The following is a 19500-nucleotide window of genomic DNA, read 5'->3' as shown; positions in this document are numbered from 1 at the left end:
ACGAAGCGGCAGTATTGCCTGTAGCCCGACTGAAATTAGGAATTTTTCTTGTTTTTAAGGCAAAAAAAAGCCGCTGGGGAAGCGGCTGGAAAAATAAAATGGAGCGAATATCATGCCCGATTAAGCCTGGCATATTCAGGGGAAACAGGCAAATAACGCCAATAAATAAGCGAAGCGTGGCATATATTCAGCGACTGGAATATCACGCAGTTCCATTATTAGTACTCTACGCTTTATTTTCACGGTGGTTTATCGGCGGCAATAGCGTCAGGTCACTTTGCCTTTGCGCCTGATGCGATCAGCCATTCTCTCCAGGAGAAGACTCTATGAAAGCACTCACTTATCATGGCCCCCATCATGTCAGCGTTGACACCATGCCCGACCCGGCCCTTGAGGCGCCGGACGATATTATTCTGCGCGTCACGGCGACGGCGATCTGCGGTTCCGATCTGCACCTTTACCGCGGAAAGATCCCCGGCACGCACCATGGTGATATTTTCGGCCATGAATTTATGGGGGAAGTAGTGGACGCCGGTTCGGACGTCACCGCGGTTCGTAAAGGCGATCGGGTGGTTATCCCGTTTGTCATTGCCTGCGGAGACTGCTTCTTTTGTCGCCTGCAGCAATATGCCGCCTGCGAAAGCACCAATAGCGGCCAGGGGGCGACGCTCAATCGCAAAGGTATTTCGCCACCCGCGGCGCTGTTTGGCTATAGTGATTTGTACGGCGGGATCCCCGGCGGCCAGGCGGAATATGTGCGGGTTCCCAAAGCCAATACCGGCCCGTTTAAAGTACCGGACACCTTACCCGATGAAAAGGTGCTGTTTCTGTCGGATATTCTGCCCACCGCCTGGCAGGCGGTAAAAAACGCCGAGGTCAAACCCGGCAGCAGCGTGGCTATTTTTGGCGCCGGCCCGGTTGGCCTGCTGTGCGCCTCCTGCGCCAGGCTCAATGGCGCAGAGCAGATATTCATCATTGATCATAACGATTACCGACTCGACTTCGCGCAGCAGCGCTATGGCGCGATCCCGATAAACTTCGACCACCATGACGACCCGGCGCAGTGGATTATCGACAACACCGCCGGCCATCGCGGCGTCGACGCGGTGATTGACGCCGTCGGCTTCGAGGCGAAAGGCAGCCTCACGGAAACCGTTCTCAGCACCCTGAAAATCGAGGGCAGCAGCGGGAAAGCGCTGCGCCAGTGCATCGCCGCCGTGCGCCGCGGCGGCATCGTCAGCGTGCCCGGGGTTTACGCCGGTTTCATTCACGGATTTATGTTTGGCGATGCCTTTGATAAGGGGCTGACCTTCAAAATGGGGCAAACCCACGTCCATGCCTGGTTGCCGGATCTGCTGGCGCTAATTGAGCAAGGGTTGCTCACCCCGGAGGAGATTATCACGCACCATATGCCGCTGGAGGAGGCCGCGCGCGGCTATCAGATCTTTGAGAAGCGTGAAGAGGCATGCCGCAAAGTGATCCTCGTGCCGGGGATGCAGCCCGGAAAGGCAACGCTTTGAGGCGGAGGTTAACGCAGCGAAACCCTTCGGCGGCCAGTGCGGGCCGTGATATAAAAACAGCATCCGCTGGCCCGCCGTGGCGGATACCGCCATTAACCACAGGAGAAGGTCATGCTCGAGTTACGCCCGAATTGCGAATGCTGTGATAAAGATCTGCCGCCAGACTCACCCGAAGCGTTTATCTGTTCGTTCGAGTGTACCTTTTGCCAGGACTGCATGACGGCCCGGCTGAACGGCCATTGCCCGAACTGCGGCGGCGAGCTGGTGCGGCGCCCGGTGCGTCCCGAAGAGGCGCTCCGGCGTCACCCCGCCTCCACCCTGCGTCGCCCTACGCAGTAAAACCGGATGAGCAGGCGTCGCGAACGGGAGCCCTCAGGCTCCCTTTCTTCACCCTTATTTCTCTGCCGAAAAGCGCCACTCCGCGGCGGTCGACAGCGTCACAAAGGGCCCCGCAAGGGTGACATTGTGATGGCCAATGATGTCAGGCGCTGATAAACGTTCGTTATCCATGGTTGAGTGCGCATCCGAGATTAACACCGTCCGTAATCCCAGCGCCGATGCCGCTCGGCAGGTCGTGTCCACGCAGAATTCGGTTTTCATCCCGGCAATAACCAGCTGTTTTACTCCGGCCTGGGCGAGCTGATGCTCAAGGTCAGTTTGCTGGAAACAGGAGGGGTATTTTTTAATCAAAACGATATCCCGCTCGCAGTTAACCCCCATCTCAGGCCGCAGTTGGGTTAATGGACTTTGCGCGGAGAACGGAGAGTCGTCAGGTCCGGTATGGCGGGCAAAGAAGACTGGCACCTCAGCCTGTCTCGCTTTTTCAATCAGCAGGCAAACGTTCGCCAGAAGCGCATCGGCCTGATACGGGGAAACCGGGCCACGGAAAAGCCCCTGCTGCATATCGATAATTAACAGGGCATGTTCAGATGAAATCATGATGGGTCTCCATTCAGTCTGTCACGAACGGAGAGGACGCTCCCCGTCCACATTGGCGGGGAGTAAGGATCTGTTTGTCAGGAGCCGGTCACAGATACGCCCACACCACCGCAGGTTACGGTCGTGGTGGTGACGGTGGTGGTTGGCTGCCCTGACGTAATCATTATCTGACCTTCACTTATTCTTTACAGATAAAACATAAGCGCCATTAAAACGGCTCTTTTCTTATAGCATTGAGCTGAGACGGATTGCAATTTATGCGTGAACAACGCAGCCGCTTTACGCAACCATTAACGGCTTACAATATAGGCGCGAAGGGTTTCGCCTGCTGAAAGAATATGTTTCACGGTATATGCCCGAGCCTCCTGCGGATTATTTTGCTGGCAGGCCATCAGGATCTGCTGATGCTCATCCTGGAATTTCAGCGTATCCGACAGCAGTCTGTTCTGAAAAAGCTCATATCTTTCAATCTGCTCGCGCAATTCACCGATCATCTTCAACAGGCGCTGATTGTTACACTTCCGATACAGCAGTTCATGAAACTCCCGGTTATACCTCCCCTGCTGCTCGGGTTCAGAAGCGCTGCTCAGCAGCTGATGCGCCAGCTCTGCCCGGGCAAGCGTTTCCGGGTCCATATTCTTCAGGCTATGAAAAATGGCTTCACCTTCCAGGAGTGCCCGCAGCTGATAAATTTCATCGACATCTGCGGCCGTCAGCGTTTTCACCACCGCGCCGCGATTTCTGTAAATCTCAACCAGACCTTCGCGCTCAAGCTGCTGTATCGCTTCTCTCATTGGGATACGGCTGACAGAAAACTGGCAGGCCAGGTCGCGCTCCACAAGCCGGTCGCCATCTCGCAATGCCCCCTTGTTGATTAAGATTTTTAACTCACTGGCAAGGATGTCGGCGGTCGAACGGGTAGCAGCGTTCATTTGGCTCTCTTTACATCATTCATAAATGGTATACCATTATGCCATTCTAGCCAACGTTATGACAACCTTGCGATTCTACCTGCGGCTTCGTTCAGGCAATGCACCTGGACGATACCGCAGTGAAGAAATTCATCCCTCTCTAGAGAAAGGCAAACCAATGGAACATGCTTATACCAGTCATATCACATGGACCGGCAATCAGGGCACGGGTACCTCGGGTTACAAGACTTATGCCCGAACCTGGGATATCGCGGTAAAGGGAAAAGAACCTATTCATTGTTCAAATGATCCATTACTGGGCGGCGATCCCGGCAAAATGAACCCGGAAGATCTCCTGCTCTCTTCTCTCTCTGCCTGTCACATGCTGTGGTACTTACATCTGGCCTCAGATGCCGGCATTACGGTCATGGAATATCAGGACTCGCCGGTGGCAACGGGTGAAGTATTAAAAGGGGGCGCGGGTCGCTTTATTTCTGCTACCCTCAGGCCGAAAATCACCGTATTACCAGGTACCGATCTCGACGCCGCCGCGGCCATTCATCAGCAGATCCATCACGTCTGTTTTATCGCCCGCTCGGTCAATTTCCCGGTCAGCTACCAGCCTGAATTTATTATTTTTAACGCAGAGTAACTCGTTTCTGGCGCGGTCATCCGGCGCTCAGGAAATGTGGCTGGGGTATCCAACCTCAGCCACACTTCGCTGCACGCCGAAGCATCCTGCTCTGGCCGTCATTAGACTGCAGGGAAATTCACCACGGAGCAGACTTATGATTGCGGTACTTTTTGAGGCCGACGCCTTACCGGAAGCACAGGAAAGATATCTTCAGCTGGCGGCCGGGCTGACGCCTTTGCTTTCAGACACGCCGGGGTTTATCGCCATCGAGCGTTTTCAGAGCCTGAATTCACCCGGCAAAATCCTTTCGTTATCCTGGTGGGAAGATGAAGCATCGGTGGCCAACTGGCAGCAAAATGAGCGGCATCTGGCTGCCCAGCGCGAAGGCAAAGCATCGATTTTTTCATATTACAGAATACGCGTTGCCCGCGTGTTCCGGGATTACTCATCGGAGCGGGGAGCACAGCCAGATGTATGATATTCACGTCATTCTCAGCAACACGCCGGGCTCGCTTGGCGCAATGGGTATAGCGCTGGGCAACAACGGTGTAGGGCTCGAAGGTGGTGGGGTATTCACCACGCCTGATGCCGGACATGCGCATTTTCTGGTGGAAGATGGTGAGACAGCCCGCAGGGTGCTGACCGAGGCAGGATTTACGGTCAGCGATGTATGCCGTCCTCTGATACGCAAGTTACCCCAGGAACGACCCGGGGAACTGGGAGACATTGCCGACACCCTGGCCCGCAACGGCATTAATATTCTGGTACAGTACAGCGACCACCGTAACCGGCTCATTCTCCTTACCGATGATGACACCCGGGCAGCGGAAGTGACCAAAAAATGGGCCATACTTTCTGAATGAATCTCCTGAAAACGCAGCAAGACAGTGAGCCAGAGGCGGCGCTGGAAACCGCGATGGCGATGGTGGCCTCAGCCCTCTCTGACCCGTCAAGGGTGAGTATTCTCTGCGCGCTGATGGACGGGCGCGCATGGACGGCGACCGAGCTCAGCACGGTCGCCGAGGTCTCCGCCTCCACCACCAGCGGACATCTTGCCAGACTGCTCAGCAACGGGCTGGTATTGTGTCTCGCGCAGGGGCGCCACCGCTATTACCGCCTGGCGGGCCCGCATATCGCCGGGCTGCTGGAAAACATGATGGGCGTCTCAATGCAGGCGCATAAGGCGCTGGCCACCAGCACGCCGGTTACGCTTCGCTACGCCCGCACCTGCTACGACCATCTGGCGGGCGAACTGGCGGTGAATATTTATGAGTCTATGCTGCGGGAAAAATAGCTGACGGCCGATGGGCAGTCCCTGACGTCAGCCGGTAAAACCCAGCTTGAAAGCCTGGGCGCAGTACTTAACGCTCGACCGCGACGTAAGCCTTGCTGCCCCTGTCTTGACTGGAGCGAAAGACGTTTTCATCTGGGAGGCGACGCCGGATCGGCGCTAATGGCGCTGTTTGAGCAGAAAGGATGGATAACCCGCGCACCGGGATATCGGGAAGTGCAAGTGACGGATAGCGGCAGAGCGGCGCTGTCCCGGCTGTTTAATCTCAAAGATAGCATCCGCAGATTAGACCATATTGAGCCACCAGAAAACGTTAATCATAGTGAGCGCAACGCATAGATTACTCACGTTTTTTTCTGGCGTACCTGCAGAAAATGGTTGAGTTCCGGGCCCCATTTTTCAGCTTCAGCGTATATTTATTGCCGACGCTGCCGAGCTCAAAATTAAACACTGGCTTCGTATTACCTGCTTTCTCCACTCGCGACACTGGAGGAAGCGGTGGTGTAAAAAAACCCGCCGCAGCGGGTCTTTTTTCCGGGCAGCCTATCGGCCAATAGTGCCGCCGGTATCGTTCGCATCGTTGAACCAGGTTCCCAGCTCATTACCGTGCGTGCTGGTGATGGAGAATTGTGCCTCCTGCACGGAAAACAACAGCACGCCGTTGACGATCCGCGGGCGCTCCGCCAGGTGGCCGTTGTAACGCACCTCATGAGGCTTCACCACAATGATTTTGTTGCCAATGCGCTGACCATTCCGAAGGAAAACGGAGTAGTTACCGGCGAATTTCGAAAAGTTCTGGCTCTTCTTCGCTTCTGCGGCGTTTTGCGCTTTAGTTTTGTGAATGTCGCAGCCCTGCCCGGCGTTCATCTCATTGCATCCGGAGCGCTCCAGCTGTTCGCGATATTTAGCGTTAATGGCGTGTGCCGGTGCTGCAGCGACGGTCGCCAGGATGATTGCTATCATCAATTTTTTCATTATTTTCTCTATTGTTGGATCTTGCCACTACACATGTACAGTTCTGACACTTCGCCTTTCAGGCAACCCCGGATGAACATATTCGTCTCGTAGCATTCGGTTTTGGCGAGTTCGTCGACGGCCTCCGCGCCGGTGTACCCCCATTTTTTGCAGATTGCCGCCGCCTTCTCCTGCGCGCCGTTAAAGGTCGGCGTGAAGTTGGCAGGCTGACTACCGTTTAGCAGGTACGAAAATTTAACGGTGGCGTCGGCGCGCGTTAGTGACGCCCATTAGAGGGGGAACGGCACACCCGGCCAGCGCCGTCGTCAGTGCTACGCCAGAAAGCGTCTTCAGGATGTTCATCTTTTTGCCTCTTCATTAACGGCGTTGTTTTCTTGATGCAATTCAGCGCGGCGCTGCTCATAAAACGCATGAACATCGGCAGGTTGAGCATCCCACAATGCTCTCATTTTCCTGTCATAATTGTCAGCGCAGACACGGCGTTCTTTCTCATACCCGCGGGAGACCGCGACACGCGCTTCACCTTCAACCCGGACAGAGCCATACAACTGGCCATGATATTTCTTGTTAGCTATCTCCTCGCAGAGCAGTAGCGCTTTGTTGTAAAGGCTCCTGGTTTCGCGAAACTTCGCGACGTGCTTTTCCTGATCGTTTATTTGGTTTCCGGTGCAACCAACCAGTGCGCAAGCTAACAGCAGCGCGGTGGGGGGGATTTTCTTCATCATATGGTTGTGTTTCCATGTGGTTATATTCAAATTTATAAGTCAGTGCTTCAACGGACGACTGTCGATCCAGGCTGATACGCTCTTCGTTCCAGTAGATGAATCACCAAGCAACAGACCCAGCACGTCTCCTGCCGCATACAGCGTTACTTTCGACTATGAGCCCATGAATCAACTGCAGGCCTTGGTAGCTAATAACGTGAGCGGCCCCTGATATCTCATTTGCCTCACTTCTCATCTGCGTAATGACGTCCCCAAAAGCAGGGCTAGCCAGGAATAACATCGTGACAACAATGACGGTATTAATCCTTTTCCATTTATAATCCTGTATTTTTGATAATAGTTAGATGTTTCAAATGTCTGGCTTTTACTTTTCCCGTACTCGTAGGATCGGGCAATTGTCAGCAAAATAAATGAGAACACAAAGTTATTAACTTGTGAAATGTGATTTGTATTGAGGTAAAGTCAATGCATCGCTTTATCGATAATTAATTTCTCGCCACGGGAGGATGCATAAATCTAGTATGCTTTTTGATCTCTATCCCTGCCACCTCAGTATAAGCTTCATCTTATCATATCGGAATGGGGCAAGACTTACAGATTAACCCCATGAAGCTCATTGCGTATTTTATTGCCCACTGATAAATAATATGCATTCACATTAATTCCCCCTGTGATAATTCATGATAACATAAGCAAGGTTTATCAAAATCATGATATAAAAAGCTAACCACCACCGACTCAAGTACCGCCATGCCATACGTACTGTAAAAGGCCGCGGCGGATGACCGACGGAGTCCTCAGGCTTGTTTTTCATTAGCGACACCCAGCGCATAAAATAATTCATCACTGATCTTTGCGAAGTTTTTTTGCAATTCAAAAAGTTTGTGTAATTCGGTGCAAAAAGTTGGATTATATTTATTGTTAATAGCTATGATTAGATGTGTTAACTCACATTCAATAACAGCACACAAAAAATTAATATTTTCATTAAATTCTGACGGGCGTTCGACTGGAAACTGTGCGAGCGTGACCGATGGAACGGAAGCGCCTGTTGTATTATTCATGTTGTATCATCATTAATTATTTTCGAGGGGAAGCCCCACTAAACATTTAATTATTTTTCAGCATAAAATAAGAGTAAATGACCTATTCTTCAAGAAACATCCCATTACTTTTTGTGTGGATTTCAGAATATTTCACCAAATATCCGGCGATTCTTTTCTTCTTCAGGTTCAGATGCGCCCCGTTTATCCCCTTCCTCATGAAACGGTGTGTACAAAGTGTCGACTGAAGTAGCATGCTTGCGGCAGAGGTCCCTGGCAGAACTTACTGCTTCAACTGCGTGAAAAATAGGGATGTTCGCTTTATTGGTGCATTGCTTCTTCATTGGGTTGCCCTCACGTAATTTATAATGTCGTGGCTCACATCGCTCATGTATTAACCAATGGGGAGACCAGTCAATGTGCTCGTACATAAAAAGCAACAGCAAAGGATAGGTCACCTGGTGATCGAGGTAAGGAGTGGAAAGAAGTGGCCTTATGAGGTTTTTCGGGAGGGGTTTTGATAATTTGTTTTGATAAAATTTTGATAACCGTTCAAAAATTAATAACAAAAACGGGAACCACCAGGTTCCCGTTTTGACATAATCTGGGGGCCAGATTACATGTTCGCGATAATCGCGTCGCCAAACTCTGAACATTTCAGCAGTTTAGCCCCTTCCATCAGACGTTCGAAGTCATAGGTCACGGTCTTGGCGGCGATAGCGCCTTCCATGCCTTTAACGATCAGGTCTGCGGCTTCGAACCACTGCATGTGGCGCAGCATCATCTCTGCGGACAGGATGATGGAGCCCGGGTTCACTTTGTCCTGGCCTGCATACTTCGGCGCAGTACCGTGAGTCGCTTCGAACAGCGCGCACTCGTCGCCGATGTTGGCGCCCGGGGCGATACCGATACCGCCAACCTGTGCCGCCAGCGCGTCAGAGATGTAGTCGCCGTTGAGGTTCATACAGGCGATAACGTCGTATTCCGCCGGACGCAGCAGGATCTGCTGCAGGAAGGCATCGGCGATCACGTCTTTTACCACGATCTCTTTGCCGGTGTTCGGGTTCTTGATTTTCACCCACGGGCCGCCGTCGATCAGCTCGCCGCCGAACTCTTCGCGAGCCAGCTGGTAGCCCCAGTCTTTGAACGCGCCTTCGGTGAACTTCATGATGTTGCCTTTGTGAACGATGGTCACAGAGTCACGATCGTTGGTGATCGCATACTCAATGGCTGCACGAACCAGGCGTTTGGTGCCTTCTTCAGAGCACGGCTTGATGCCGATGCCGCAATGTTCCGGGAAGCGAATTTTCTTCACGCCCATCTCATCGCGCAGGAATTTGATCACTTTGTCTGCTTCAGCAGAGTCGGCTTTCCACTCGATGCCGGCATAGATATCTTCGGAGTTTTCACGGAAGATAACCATGTCGGTCAGTTCCGGGTGCTTAACCGGGCTCGGAGTGCCCTGGTAGTAACGTACCGGACGCAGGCAAACGTAGAGATCCAGCTCCTGACGCAGCGCCACGTTCAGGGAACGAATGCCGCCGCCGACTGGGGTAGTCAGAGGACCTTTGATAGCAACGCGGTAGTCACGAATCAGATCGAGGGTTTCAGCTGGCAGCCAGACATCCTGGCCATAGACGTGGGTCGATTTCTCACCGGTGTAAACTTCCATCCAGGAAATTTTACGCTCGCCCTTATAGGCTTTCTCAACGGCGGCATCAACCACTTTCAGCATCGCTGGGGTAACGTCAACGCCGATACCGTCACCTTCAATGAACGGGATAATCGGATTATGAGGGACGTTCAGTTTGCCGTTTTGCAGGGTGATTTTTTGACCTTCCGCCGGAACTACTACTTTGCTTTCCATTAACCTCTCCTTCGAGCGCTTCTGGTTCTGCTCTTCCCTCTTCACGCGAGCCTGGTGTTGGCTGAGTCGGCCAGCTTCGGAGTACCGGGTCTTCCCGCTAACCGGAGCTATCGCGTCCGTGTCGCCTTCCTGCCTGTGTTGCGAATCGGTTTGAGCAATTTTTTGTTAATAATTTGTAATGAGCATGTCAATACTACCTGAATGTTTGCGTCCATGAAAGGCATTCGTAATTAGGCTATAATGCGGCAATTGATAGAGCCTGAAAATACCATGCAGAAAACTTCATTTAGAAAACATCGCGTTGAGCGATTCAGCACACAACAAGTCACCAGACAACGCAAAGAACGCCAGCCAAAAACTGTGATCTTGTTCAATAAACCCTATGATGTGTTGCCGCAATTTACCGACGAGGCCGGGCGCAGCACGCTGAAAGATTTTATTCCCGTGGCGGGCGTCTACGCCGCAGGTCGACTCGATCGCGACAGCGAAGGGCTGCTGGTGCTGACCAACGATGGCGCGCTGCAGGCGAAGCTGACCCAGCCGGGTAAACGCACCGGCAAGATCTACTACGTCCAGGTGGAAGGCGAACCCACCCCCGAGGCGCTGGCCGCTTTGCGCGACGGCGTCACCCTCAACGATGGCCCCACCCTGCCTGCCGGCGTAGAACTTGTGGATGAGCCCGCCTGGCTGTGGCCGCGCAACCCGCCGATTCGTGAGCGCAAATCGATCCCCACCCGCTGGCTGAAGATCACGCTCTACGAGGGACGCAACCGTCAGGTGCGCCGGATGACCGCCCACGTCGGCTTCCCCACCCTGCGGCTGATCCGCTACGCTATGGGCGGCTACACCCTCGACGGGCTGGGCAACGGCGACTGGCGCAAAGCCGAATAACCGAAAAGGAAAAGCGATGTTTAAACCTCATGTCACTGTTGCCTGCGTGGTTCATGCCCAGGATAAATTTCTCATCGTCGAAGAGACCATTAACGGCAAAGCATTGTGGAACCAGCCGGCGGGCCATCTCGAGGCCAATGAAACGCTGCTGCAGGCCGCCGAACGTGAACTGTGGGAAGAGACCGGCATTCGCGCCACGCCGCAGCACTTCATCCGCATGCATCAGTGGCTGGCCCCCGATAACACCCCGTTTCTGCGCTTCCTGTTCGCCATCGAACTTAGCGATCTGTGCGCCACTGAACCGCACGACAGCGATATCGATCGCTGCCTGTGGCTCAGTGCTGAGGAAATTCTTAACGCGCCAAACCTGCGCTCGCCGCTGGTTGCCGAAAGCATTCGCTGCTACCTGCAGGACCCGCGCCAGCCGCTGTCGCTGATTGGCGCATTTAACTGGCCGTTCACAGGGGGTGAATGAACGGTGAGCGCGTGCTAGAATACGCCGCCTCGAAGTTCAATGTAGCGAGTATTTCCATGTCAGAAAGCCAGAAAAAAGTGATCGTCGGCATGTCCGGCGGCGTCGACTCCTCGGTCTCCGCGTACCTGCTGCTGCAGCAAGGGTATAAGGTGGAAGGCCTGTTCATGAAGAACTGGGAGGAAGACGACGGCGAGGAATACTGCACCGCCGCCGCCGACCTTGCCGATGCGCAAGCGGTCTGCGATAAGCTGGGCATTGAACTGCACACCGTTAACTTTGCCGCCGAATATTGGGATAACGTCTTTGAGCTCTTCCTGGAAGAGTACAAAGCCGGCCGCACGCCGAACCCGGATATTCTGTGCAATAAAGAGATCAAATTTAAAGCCTTCCTCGAGTTTGCCGCTGAAGACCTCGGCGCCGACTACATCGCCACCGGGCACTATGTGCGCCGCGCCGATGTCGACGGTAAAAGCCAGCTGCTGCGCGGTCTCGACGGCAACAAAGATCAGAGCTACTTCCTTTATACCCTCAGCCACGAGCAGATTGCCCAGAGCCTGTTCCCGGTGGGTGAGCTGGAAAAACCGCAGGTGCGTAAGATCGCCGAAGAGCTGGATCTGATCACCGCGAAGAAAAAAGATTCCACCGGCATCTGCTTTATCGGCGAGCGTAAATTCCGCGATTTCCTTGGCCGCTATCTGCCGGCGCAGCCGGGCAAAATCCTCACCGTCGACGGCGAGGAGATCGGTACCCATCAGGGGCTGATGTACCATACCCTGGGCCAGCGTAAAGGACTGGGTATCGGCGGCACCAAAGAGGGTAGCGAAGACCCATGGTACGTGGTCGATAAAGACGTTGAGAATAATATTCTTATCGTCGCCCAGGGCCATGACCACCCGCGCCTGATGTCCGTCGGCCTGATTGCCCAACAGCTGCACTGGGTTGACCGTGAACCGCTGCAGGGCACCCTGCGCTGCACGGTGAAAACCCGCTATCGCCAGACCGATATCCCCTGCACCGTTACCGCGCTGGATGAAGACCGCATCGAAGTCCGCTTCGATGAGCCGGTCGCGGCGGTGACCCCGGGCCAGTCCGCCGTGTTCTATTTGGGTGAAGTGTGCCTCGGCGGCGGAATTATTGAACAACGACTGCCTCTGCAGTCCTGAACGCGCGTTATTTCCGCCGGGACGAACCGCCCCGGCGGCTGACAAGGAGTATGTGTGGCGAAGAATTACTATGACATCACCCTGGCGCTGGCTGGCGTTTGCCAGGCGGCGCGACTGGTTCAGCAACTGGCGCATCAGGGACATTGCGACAGCGATGCCCTGCATGTGTCGCTGAACAGCATCATCGACCTCGATCCCGAGTCGACGCTGGCGGTGTTCGGTGGCAGTGAAGCCAATCTTCGCCTCGGCCTTGAAACGCTGCTCGGGGTGCTCAATACCAGCAGCCGTCAGGGCCTCAATGCGGAACTCACCCGCTATACCCTGAGCCTGATGGTGCTGGAGCGCAAGCTCGCCGCCAGTAAAGGGGCGATGGACACGCTCGGCAACCGCATCGCCGGCCTGCACCGTCAGCTGGAGCACTTTGACCTTCAGTCCGAAACACTGCTCAGCGCCATGGCGGGCATCTATGTCGATGTGATAAGCCCGCTGGGCCCGCGTATTCAGGTGACCGGCTCCCCTGCCGTGCTGCAAAGCCCGCAGGTGCAGGCGAAAGTTCGCTCAGCGCTGCTGGCGGGGATTCGCGCCGCGGTGCTCTGGCATCAGGTGGGCGGCGGACGTCTGCAGCTTATGTTTTCCCGTAATCGTCTGGTTAACCAGGCAAAGCAAATTCTTGCTCATTTAACCCCGGAGTTGTGATCTATGGAATTATCCTCACTGACCGCCGTTTCCCCTGTAGACGGCCGCTACGGCGATAAAGTCAGCGCGCTGCGCGGTATCTTCAGCGAATTCGGTTTGCTGAAATTCCGCGTTCAGGTGGAAGTACGTTGGCTGCAAAAACTGGCCGCCCACGCAGCGATCAAGGAAGTTCCTGCTTTTGCTGCCGACGCAAACGGTTTCCTTGACAAAATCGTCGCCGATTTCAGCGTCGAAGACGCCGAGCGCATCAAAACCATCGAGCGCACCACTAACCACGACGTGAAAGCGGTAGAGTACTTTCTGAAAGAGAAAGTCGCTGACGTCGCCGAACTGCACGCCGTGTCGGAGTTTATTCACTTCGCCTGTACGTCCGAAGATATCAATAACCTCTCCCACGCGCTGATGCTGAAAACCGCCCGCGACGAAGTGGTTCTGCCTTACTGGCGCAAGCTGATTGACGCGGTAAAAGATCTGGCGACCCAGTACCGCGATGTACCGCTGCTCTCCCGTACCCACGGCCAGCCGGCGACGCCGTCCACCATGGGTAAAGAGATGGCGAACGTCGCCTACCGTATGGAGCGCCAGTACCGTCAGCTGAACCAGGTGGAAATCCTCGGTAAAATCAACGGCGCGGTGGGTAACTACAACGCCCACATCGCCGCCTACCCGGAAGTCGACTGGCATCAGTTCAGCGAAGAGTTTGTCACTTCGCTGGGCATTCAGTGGAACCCGTACACCACGCAGATCGAGCCGCATGACTATATCGCTGAGCTGTTTGACTGCATCGCGCGCTTCAACACCATTCTGATCGACTTCGATCGCGACGTGTGGGGCTACATCGCGCTCAACCACTTCAAACAGAAGACCATCGCCGGGGAAATCGGCTCCTCCACCATGCCGCACAAGGTGAACCCGATTGACTTCGAAAACTCCGAAGGCAACCTCGGCCTGGCCAATGCGGTCATGCAGCACCTGGCCAGCAAACTGCCGGTTTCCCGCTGGCAGCGCGACCTGACCGACTCCACCGTCCTGCGTAACCTCGGCGTGGGCATCGGCTATGCGCTGATCGCCTATCAGTCCACCCTCAAAGGGATCAGCAAGCTGGAGCTGAACCAGGATCGCCTGCTGGACGAACTGGATCACAACTGGGAAGTACTGGCTGAGCCGATCCAGACCGTGATGCGTCGTTACGGTATCGAAAAACCGTACGAGAAGCTGAAAGAGCTGACCCGCGGCAAACGCGTTGACGCGGAAGGGATGAAGCAGTTTATTGACAGCCTCGCCCTGCCGGAAGAGGAAAAAGTGCGTCTCAAAGCGATGACCCCGGCCAACTATATCGGTCGGGCAACCACCATGGTTGACGAGCTGAAGTAATCGCCCTGCCCCTCTTTCCGCCGGAAAGAGGGGCGTTTTATCGCCGGAAGGCGATCAGATCCAGACGTCGTTCACCGCCGTCCGCTCGCCGCCCTCGTGGCCGGTATTCAGCACCCCGCGCGGTTCAATCAGCAGCAGCTTCGCTTCCATCTCCGCCGAGGTCTTATGTTCCACCCCGCGCGGCACGACGATCATCTCCCCGGCCTTCACCAGCACATGTCCGTCGCGGAAGTCCACGCGCAATACCCCCTCCACCACCATCAGCGTCTCATCGGTTTCCGGATGGCTGTGCCAGATAAAGTCGCCGGCGATGCGCACGATCTTGAACTGATAATCGTTCATTTCGGCCACCACTTTGGGCTGCCATTGTTCGCTGAACAGGGAAAATTTGTGAGCAAGATTAACGAGTTGATACATAGGCTGTCTCCTTGTGATAAAGGCAGTCAGCATAGTTCGCCGCGCCGCGGTCACGCTTGAACGATTGTGCAACCTGCGCCGCTTTAGCCGCGGATCGCCCGCAGCCAGCGCCCCGGAGAGAGGCCAAAGCGGCTGATAAACTGGCGCGTCATGTGGCTCTGGTCGGCAAAGCCCGCCTCGGCGGCAATATCCACCAGACGCTCCCCGGCGCGCATCCGCTGGCGACAAAAATCGAGCCGGCGCATCATGACGTATCGCCACGGACTGGTGCCGTACAGCGTTCTGAAATCGCGGCTCAGGCTCCAGCGGTCCCGGCCGCTGACCTGCGACAGGATGTCGAGGGTCATATCCTGCATAAAACAGGCATGGATATACTCCCGGGCCCTCTCCGCCGCCTGATAATCAAACGCCTGGCGACGGGAACGCTGCCCGCCGACCACGGCCAGGGTCTGCGCCAGGTCGTACAGGGCGTCCTCTTCCTCCAGCGGCTCGAAGGTAGCCGTGACCGCTTTCAACAGCGGTTGCGCGGCGCGACGTAGCCGTGGATCCGCCGACAGGCCGCCGGGGATAAACGGCAATGGCCTGCCGCCGAGTATCTTCTGGATCAGAGCGGGTTCGATATAGGCCATGCGGTAGTGAAACCCCGCCTCAGTGCCCGCCTCGCCATCGTGTATTTCGTCCGGGTGAAGGACCATCGTCCCGCCGGGCAGACTGTGCTGTAGCCCGCCGCGATAGTGAAAGCTCTGCACGCCGGCGATCGTCTGGCCGATGGCGTAGGTGTCATGCCGGTGCGGCTCATAGCCGTGGCCGCCGAAGAAGGCTTCGATGCGCTCCGTCCGACTGGGCGACTGCGCCAGCCTGACCCAGTCCGCGCTCTGCTGCTGAGACATAATGGATAACCTGCGGCGTCATTGAGGGATAATTCCAGCACTATTACACAAAAAATTAACATCACCAACCCGCCGCTGCCCGCGCCCTGCCGCTGGGCGTTTGCTGAAATTACGCATAGAATGAAGGAGTTCCATGCCCGTGCGCAAAAGGCGCCGCCCAACGCCGACCTGCCCGGCGATGCTGCACGCCGTTTGTATAAAAAGCTTTATTTAACAGCTGTTTATATTTTGCGTATATAATAAGCGTTAGACTACTTTCGAAATTGCAAGGGAGAACAGCCATGCGCGTACTCGTGGTTGAGGATAATGCCCTGCTGCGTCACCACCTCAAAGTTCAGCTACAGGAGCTGGGCCATCAGGTCGATGCCGCAGAGGATGCCAAGGAAGCGGATTACTATCTGGGCGAACATCTCCCGGATATCGCCATCGTCGATCTCGGTCTGCCGGACGAAGATGGATTATCGTTGATCCGCCGCTGGCGCAGCCACGACGTGTCACTGCCGGTGCTGGTGCTTACCGCCCGCGAAGGTTGGCAGGATAAAGTCGAAGTGCTGAGCGCCGGGGCGGATGATTACGTCACCAAGCCTTTCCATATTGAAGAGGTTGCCGCCCGCATGCAGGCGCTGCTGCGCCGCAACAGCGGCCTGGCCTCGCAGGTGATCTCTCTGCCGCCGTTCCAGGTCGACCTCTCGCGGCGCGAGCTGTCGGTGAACGACCAGCCGATCAAGCTGACGGCTTTTGAGTACACCATTATGGAAACCCTGATCCGCAATCGCGGCAAAGTGGTCAGTAAGGATTCGCTGATGCTCCAGCTTTACCCGGATGCCGAACTGCGTGAAAGCCATACCATCGACGTGCTGATGGGCCGGCTGCGTAAGAAAATTCAGGCTGAATACCCGCAGGACGTCATCACTACGGTGCGCGGCCAGGGCTATCTGTTCGAACTGCGCTGATGAAGGGACTGTTGCGGCATATTTTCCCGCTGTCGTTACGGGTTCGCTTTCTGCTGGCGACCGCCGGGGTGGTGCTGGTGCTCTCCCTGGCTTATGGCATGGTGGCGCTGGTGGGCTACAGCGTCAGCTTCGATAAAACCACCTTCCGTCTGCTGCGCGGCGAGAGCAATCTCTTTTATATGCTGGCCAAATGGGAGAACGGCGCCATTGACGTCGATATCCCGGAAAATCTGAATATGGAAAGCCCGACGGTGACCCTTATTTACGATGAGAAGGGCAAACTGCTGTGGGCGCAGCGCGATGTTCCCTGGCTGACAAAACGCATTCAACCGGATTGGCTGAAACGCAATGGCTTCCATGAAATTGAAGCCGATGTCGACAGCAGCAGTATGCTGTTGCGCAATAACCATGAGGTTCAGGAACAGCTGGACGCCATCCGCGAACAGGGCGACGATTCGGAGATGACCCACTCGGTGGCGATCAACTTCTACCCGGCCACCAGCAAAATGCCCCAGCTCAGTATCGTGGTGGTCGACACCATCCCGGTGGAGCTCAAGCGCAGCTATATGGTGTGGAGCTGGTTTATCTACGTGCTGGCCGCCAACCTGTTGCTGGTGATCCCCCTCCTGTGGGTCGCCGCCTGGTGGAGCCTGCGCCCCATCGAGTCGCTGGCCAAAGAGGTGCGCGAGCTGGAGGAACATCACCGCGAGAAGCTCAATCCCAACACCACCCGCGAGCTGACCCGGCTGGTCAGCAACCTTAACCGGCTGGTTCGCAGCGAGCGTGAACGCTATGACAAATACCGCACCACCCTCACCGATCTTACCCACAGCCTGAAAACGCCACTGGCGGTGATGCAGAGCACGTTGCGCTCGCTGCGCGGCGAGAAGATCAGCGTCGACGAGGCGGAGCCTGTGATGCTGGAGCAGATCAGCCGTATTTCGCAGCAGATTGGTTACTATCTGCATCGCGCCAGCATGCGCAGCGGCGGCACCTTGCTGAGCCGGGAGCTGCACCCGATCGCCCCCCTGCTCGACAGCCTGACCTCCGCCCTCAATAAGGTTTATCAGCGCAAGGGGGTCAATATCTCGCTCGACATCTCGCCGGAGATCAGTTTTGTCGGCGAGCAGAACGATTTTATGGAAGTGATGGGTAACGTTCTCGATAACGCCTGTAAGTACTGTCTGGAGTTCGTGGAGGTTTCCGTGCGCCAGACCACCGACAGCCATCTGCACATTCTGGTGGAAGACGATGGGCCGGGGATCCCGCCGAGCCAGCGCCGCGCGGTCTTCGACCGCGGTCAGCGGGCGGATACTCTGCGTCCCGGCCAGGGGGTGGGGCTCTCCGTCGCCCGGGAAATCGTCGAACAATATGACGGGGAGATCATCGCCGGCGAGAGCCTGCTCGGCGGCGCCTGCATGGAGGTGGTGTTTGGCCGCCAGCTGATGGAAGACAAAGAGAGTTAATCGTTGAGTTTTTTCACGGCGCCTGCATCGCCGGGGCGCCGCATCCGTTATAATCCCTGTCAGACACCTGCAGTGGAATATCAATATGGATTATCAATTAACGCTTAACTGGCCCGACTTTATCGAACGCTACTGGCAAAAACGGCCGGTGGTATTGAAGCGCGGCTTCGCCAATTTTATCGACCCGCTGAGCCCGGACGAACTGGCTGGACTGGCCATGGAGAGCGAGGTCGATAGCCGCCTTGTCAGCCATCAGGATGGAAAATGGCAGGTCAGTCACGGTCCCTTCGAAAGCTACGATCACCTGAGCGAAAACAACTGGTCCCTGCTGGTACAGGCGGTCAACCACTGGCATGAGCCGTCGGCGGCGCTGATGCACCCGTTCCGCGCCCTGCCGGACTGGCGTATCGACGACCTGATGATCTCCTTCTCTGTACCGGGCGGCGGCGTCGGCCCGCATCTGGATCAGTATGATGTGTTTATCATCCAGGGCACTGGCCGTCGGCGCTGGCGCGTCGGGGAAAAAGTGCCGATGAAACAGCACTGCCCGCATCCGGACCTGCTGCAGGTTGACCCCTTCGAGGCGATCATCGATGAAGAGATGGAGCCGGGCGATATTCTCTATATTCCGCCAGGATTCCCGCATGAGGGATATTCGCTGGAAAATTCGCTGAACTATTCGGTCGGCTATCGCGCGCCGAATGCCCGCGAGCTGTTCAGCGGCTTTGCCGACTACGTTCTCCAGCGCGAACTGGGCAGCCAGCGCTACGCCGATCCGGACGTGCCCTCCCGCGACCATCCGGCGGATATTTTACCGGCCGAACTCGACCGCCTGCGCGAGATGATGCTGGGGCTGATTAACCAACCGGAGCACTTTAAGCAGTGGTTCGGCGAGTTTATCACTCAGTCGCGTCATGAGCTCGACGTCGCGCCGCCGGAGCCGCCGTATCAGCCCGATGAAATTTACGATGCCCTGCAGCAGGGCGATACCCTGGAACGCTTGGGCGGCCTGCGGGTGCTGCGCATTGACGGCGAGGTGTTCGTCAATGGCGAGAAGATCAACTCTCCGCACCGCCCGGCGCTGGACGCCTTAGCCACCCACCTGACGCTGCGCGCAGACCATTTTGGCGATGCGCTGGAAGATCCCTCTTTCCTCGCCATGCTGGCGGCGCTGGTCAACAGCGGCTACTGGTTCTTTGGCGACTGAGTGGCATCCTGCCCGGCGGCGCTGCGCTTGCCGGGCCTACGGGTTCCGCAGTCACCGGTTGGA

At 55.8% G+C, this 19500-nt stretch carries 22 protein-coding genes and 1 pseudogene; 15 read left to right on the top strand and 8 right to left on the bottom strand.

Features of this window, described 5'->3' with window-relative positions:
- Nucleotides 1-326 precede the first annotated feature (326 nt).
- Both ABLV54_RS10035 and ABLV54_RS10030 read left to right on the top strand, forming a co-directional pair.
- The gene (locus ABLV54_RS10035; protein WP_023289212.1) at nucleotides 327-1520 is read left to right on the top strand and encodes a zinc-dependent alcohol dehydrogenase; all 1194 of its coding nucleotides are present in this window, start codon (nucleotides 327-329) and stop codon (nucleotides 1518-1520) included.
- 111 nt (nucleotides 1521-1631) lie between these two features.
- Nucleotides 1632-1859, top strand: a complete 228-nt coding sequence (locus ABLV54_RS10030) for a DUF1272 domain-containing protein (protein ID WP_044522234.1) — start codon at nucleotides 1632-1634, stop codon at nucleotides 1857-1859.
- A gap of 54 nt (nucleotides 1860-1913) precedes the next feature.
- Here the strand turns inward: ABLV54_RS10030 and ABLV54_RS10025 are convergent, their stop codons facing one another.
- Together ABLV54_RS10025 and ABLV54_RS10020 are read right to left on the bottom strand one after the other, a co-directional pair.
- Nucleotides 1914-2459, bottom strand: coding sequence for a cysteine hydrolase family protein (locus tag ABLV54_RS10025; RefSeq protein ID WP_101881581.1), 546 nt, complete (start codon nucleotides 2457-2459; stop codon nucleotides 1914-1916).
- Nucleotides 2460-2749: 290 nt separating this feature from the next.
- Nucleotides 2750-3391, bottom strand: a complete 642-nt coding sequence (locus tag ABLV54_RS10020) for a GntR family transcriptional regulator (protein ID WP_032452462.1) — start codon at nucleotides 3389-3391, stop codon at nucleotides 2750-2752.
- Between the two features lie 157 nt (nucleotides 3392-3548).
- Between ABLV54_RS10020 and ABLV54_RS10015 the strand changes: the two genes are divergently transcribed.
- The 4 genes and pseudogenes from ABLV54_RS10015 to ABLV54_RS10000 all read left to right on the top strand — a co-directional run bounded on the left by ABLV54_RS10015 (nucleotide 3549) and on the right by ABLV54_RS10000 (nucleotide 5634).
- Nucleotides 3549-4022, top strand: coding sequence for an OsmC family protein (locus ABLV54_RS10015; RefSeq protein ID WP_050533969.1), 474 nt, complete (start codon nucleotides 3549-3551; stop codon nucleotides 4020-4022).
- A 136-nt stretch (nucleotides 4023-4158) separates the two neighbouring features.
- Nucleotides 4159-4482 (top strand): antibiotic biosynthesis monooxygenase, encoded by a 324-nt coding sequence (locus tag ABLV54_RS10010; RefSeq protein ID WP_044522228.1) that lies wholly within the window; start codon nucleotides 4159-4161, stop codon nucleotides 4480-4482.
- Complete coding sequence (locus tag ABLV54_RS10005) at nucleotides 4475-4867, top strand: amino acid-binding protein (RefSeq protein ID WP_017899009.1); 393 nt, start codon at nucleotides 4475-4477, stop codon at nucleotides 4865-4867. Before ABLV54_RS10010 ends, ABLV54_RS10005 begins: the two co-directional genes overlap by 8 nt.
- Nucleotides 4864-5634: pseudogene (locus ABLV54_RS10000) on the top strand (metalloregulator ArsR/SmtB family transcription factor). Before ABLV54_RS10005 ends, ABLV54_RS10000 begins: the two are co-directional and overlap by 4 nt.
- 204 nt (nucleotides 5635-5838) lie before the next feature.
- On the opposite strand, the gene ABLV54_RS09995 reads toward ABLV54_RS10000, so the two are convergent.
- The 4 genes from ABLV54_RS09995 to icd all read right to left on the bottom strand — a co-directional run bounded on the left by ABLV54_RS09995 (nucleotide 5839) and on the right by icd (nucleotide 9905).
- Nucleotides 5839-6258, bottom strand: a complete 420-nt coding sequence (locus ABLV54_RS09995; protein WP_050533970.1) for a hypothetical protein — start codon at nucleotides 6256-6258, stop codon at nucleotides 5839-5841.
- A gap of 350 nt (nucleotides 6259-6608) precedes the next feature.
- A complete protein-coding gene (locus ABLV54_RS09990) occupies nucleotides 6609-6995 on the bottom strand; it encodes a hypothetical protein (RefSeq protein WP_050533972.1) in 387 nt (128 codons plus the stop codon).
- 797 nt (nucleotides 6996-7792) lie between these two features.
- Nucleotides 7793-8059 carry a hypothetical protein gene (locus ABLV54_RS09985; RefSeq protein WP_123822728.1) on the bottom strand — a complete coding sequence of 89 codons (267 nt, stop codon included), beginning with the start codon at nucleotides 8057-8059 and terminating at the stop codon, nucleotides 7793-7795.
- A gap of 595 nt (nucleotides 8060-8654) precedes the next feature.
- A complete protein-coding gene (icd, locus tag ABLV54_RS09980) occupies nucleotides 8655-9905 on the bottom strand; it encodes an NADP-dependent isocitrate dehydrogenase (protein ID WP_023289166.1) in 1251 nt (416 codons plus the stop codon).
- Between the two features lie 240 nt (nucleotides 9906-10145).
- Between icd and rluE the strand changes: the two genes are divergently transcribed.
- The 5 genes from rluE to purB are packed head-to-tail and all read left to right on the top strand — an operon-like array spanning nucleotide 10146 to nucleotide 14504.
- Nucleotides 10146-10796 carry a 23S rRNA pseudouridine(2457) synthase RluE gene (gene rluE, locus ABLV54_RS09975; protein WP_050534265.1) on the top strand — a complete coding sequence of 217 codons (651 nt, stop codon included), beginning with the start codon at nucleotides 10146-10148 and terminating at the stop codon, nucleotides 10794-10796.
- Between the two features lie 16 nt (nucleotides 10797-10812).
- Entirely contained in the window at nucleotides 10813-11271 is a 459-nt protein-coding gene (locus tag ABLV54_RS09970; RefSeq protein WP_004150802.1) for an NUDIX hydrolase, read from the top strand.
- Between the two features lie 56 nt (nucleotides 11272-11327).
- The gene (mnmA, locus tag ABLV54_RS09965; protein ID WP_012542211.1) at nucleotides 11328-12434 is read left to right on the top strand and encodes a tRNA 2-thiouridine(34) synthase MnmA; all 1107 of its coding nucleotides are present in this window, start codon (nucleotides 11328-11330) and stop codon (nucleotides 12432-12434) included.
- Nucleotides 12435-12488: 54 nt separating this feature from the next.
- On the top strand, nucleotides 12489-13130 hold the full coding sequence (gene hflD, locus ABLV54_RS09960; protein WP_004140557.1) for a high frequency lysogenization protein HflD: 642 nt from the start codon (nucleotides 12489-12491) through the stop codon (nucleotides 13128-13130).
- A 3-nt stretch (nucleotides 13131-13133) separates the two neighbouring features.
- Entirely contained in the window at nucleotides 13134-14504 is a 1371-nt protein-coding gene (gene purB / locus ABLV54_RS09955; RefSeq protein ID WP_004176557.1) for an adenylosuccinate lyase, read from the top strand.
- A 54-nt stretch (nucleotides 14505-14558) separates the two neighbouring features.
- On the opposite strand, the gene ABLV54_RS09950 is transcribed toward purB, so the two are convergent.
- Nucleotides 14559-14921 carry a cupin domain-containing protein gene (locus ABLV54_RS09950; protein WP_032452456.1) on the bottom strand — a complete coding sequence of 121 codons (363 nt, stop codon included), beginning with the start codon at nucleotides 14919-14921 and terminating at the stop codon, nucleotides 14559-14561.
- An 83-nt stretch (nucleotides 14922-15004) separates the two neighbouring features.
- Complete coding sequence (locus tag ABLV54_RS09945) at nucleotides 15005-15811, bottom strand: AraC family transcriptional regulator (protein WP_023289162.1); 807 nt, start codon at nucleotides 15809-15811, stop codon at nucleotides 15005-15007.
- Nucleotides 15812-15832: 21 nt separating this feature from the next.
- On the opposite strand from ABLV54_RS09945, the gene ABLV54_RS09940 reads away from it, so the two are divergent.
- The 4 genes from ABLV54_RS09940 to ABLV54_RS09925 all read left to right on the top strand — a co-directional run bounded on the left by ABLV54_RS09940 (nucleotide 15833) and on the right by ABLV54_RS09925 (nucleotide 19437).
- Nucleotides 15833-16051: a hypothetical protein gene (locus ABLV54_RS09940; protein WP_123822730.1), complete on the top strand. Its 219-nt coding sequence runs from the start codon at nucleotides 15833-15835 to the stop codon at nucleotides 16049-16051.
- 41 nt (nucleotides 16052-16092) lie between these two features.
- Nucleotides 16093-16764 (top strand): two-component system response regulator PhoP, encoded by a 672-nt coding sequence (gene phoP, locus ABLV54_RS09935; RefSeq protein ID WP_004206636.1) that lies wholly within the window; start codon nucleotides 16093-16095, stop codon nucleotides 16762-16764.
- Entirely contained in the window at nucleotides 16764-18230 is a 1467-nt protein-coding gene (gene phoQ, locus ABLV54_RS09930; RefSeq protein WP_004206635.1) for a two-component system sensor histidine kinase PhoQ, read from the top strand. Before phoP ends, phoQ begins: the two co-directional genes overlap by 1 nt.
- An 85-nt stretch (nucleotides 18231-18315) precedes the next feature.
- Nucleotides 18316-19437 carry a cupin domain-containing protein gene (locus ABLV54_RS09925; protein ID WP_004206634.1) on the top strand — a complete coding sequence of 374 codons (1122 nt, stop codon included), beginning with the start codon at nucleotides 18316-18318 and terminating at the stop codon, nucleotides 19435-19437.
- The last annotated feature ends 63 nt before the right edge of the window (nucleotides 19438-19500 follow it).

This window comes from Klebsiella sp. JB_Kp042 (assembly GCF_040065275.1).
Lineage (GTDB): Bacteria > Pseudomonadota > Gammaproteobacteria > Enterobacterales > Enterobacteriaceae > Klebsiella > Klebsiella quasipneumoniae.
The sequence above is the reverse complement of the archived record's forward strand: the minus strand, read 5'-3'. Positions and strand labels throughout refer to the sequence as shown.

Excerpts from the sequence above, each read along its gene's own strand:
- ABLV54_RS10035 (WP_023289212.1), top strand. The coding sequence starts at position 327 with ATGAAAGCACTCACTTATCATGGCCCCCATCATGTCAGCGTTGACACC.
- ABLV54_RS10030 (WP_044522234.1), top strand. The coding sequence starts at position 1,632 with ATGCTCGAGTTACGCCCGAATTGCGAATGCTGTGATAAAGATCTGCCG.
- ABLV54_RS10025 (WP_101881581.1), bottom strand. The coding sequence starts at position 2,459 with ATGATTTCATCTGAACATGCCCTGTTAATTATCGATATGCAGCAGGGG.
- ABLV54_RS10020 (WP_032452462.1), bottom strand. The coding sequence starts at position 3,391 with ATGAACGCTGCTACCCGTTCGACCGCCGACATCCTTGCCAGTGAGTTA.
- ABLV54_RS10015 (WP_050533969.1), top strand. The coding sequence starts at position 3,549 with ATGGAACATGCTTATACCAGTCATATCACATGGACCGGCAATCAGGGC.
- ABLV54_RS10010 (WP_044522228.1), top strand. The coding sequence starts at position 4,159 with ATGATTGCGGTACTTTTTGAGGCCGACGCCTTACCGGAAGCACAGGAA.
- ABLV54_RS10005 (WP_017899009.1), top strand. The coding sequence starts at position 4,475 with ATGTATGATATTCACGTCATTCTCAGCAACACGCCGGGCTCGCTTGGC.
- ABLV54_RS09995 (WP_050533970.1), bottom strand. The coding sequence starts at position 6,258 with ATGATAGCAATCATCCTGGCGACCGTCGCTGCAGCACCGGCACACGCC.
- ABLV54_RS09990 (WP_050533972.1), bottom strand. The coding sequence starts at position 6,995 with ATGATGAAGAAAATCCCCCCCACCGCGCTGCTGTTAGCTTGCGCACTG.
- ABLV54_RS09985 (WP_123822728.1), bottom strand. The coding sequence starts at position 8,059 with ATGAATAATACAACAGGCGCTTCCGTTCCATCGGTCACGCTCGCACAG.
- icd (WP_023289166.1), bottom strand. The coding sequence starts at position 9,905 with ATGGAAAGCAAAGTAGTAGTTCCGGCGGAAGGTCAAAAAATCACCCTG.
- rluE (WP_050534265.1), top strand. The coding sequence starts at position 10,146 with ATGCGGCAATTGATAGAGCCTGAAAATACCATGCAGAAAACTTCATTT.
- ABLV54_RS09970 (WP_004150802.1), top strand. The coding sequence starts at position 10,813 with ATGTTTAAACCTCATGTCACTGTTGCCTGCGTGGTTCATGCCCAGGAT.
- mnmA (WP_012542211.1), top strand. The coding sequence starts at position 11,328 with ATGTCAGAAAGCCAGAAAAAAGTGATCGTCGGCATGTCCGGCGGCGTC.
- purB (WP_004176557.1), top strand. The coding sequence starts at position 13,134 with ATGGAATTATCCTCACTGACCGCCGTTTCCCCTGTAGACGGCCGCTAC.
- ABLV54_RS09950 (WP_032452456.1), bottom strand. The coding sequence starts at position 14,921 with ATGTATCAACTCGTTAATCTTGCTCACAAATTTTCCCTGTTCAGCGAA.
- ABLV54_RS09945 (WP_023289162.1), bottom strand. The coding sequence starts at position 15,811 with ATGTCTCAGCAGCAGAGCGCGGACTGGGTCAGGCTGGCGCAGTCGCCC.
- phoP (WP_004206636.1), top strand. The coding sequence starts at position 16,093 with ATGCGCGTACTCGTGGTTGAGGATAATGCCCTGCTGCGTCACCACCTC.
- phoQ (WP_004206635.1), top strand. The coding sequence starts at position 16,764 with ATGAAGGGACTGTTGCGGCATATTTTCCCGCTGTCGTTACGGGTTCGC.
- ABLV54_RS09925 (WP_004206634.1), top strand. The coding sequence starts at position 18,316 with ATGGATTATCAATTAACGCTTAACTGGCCCGACTTTATCGAACGCTAC.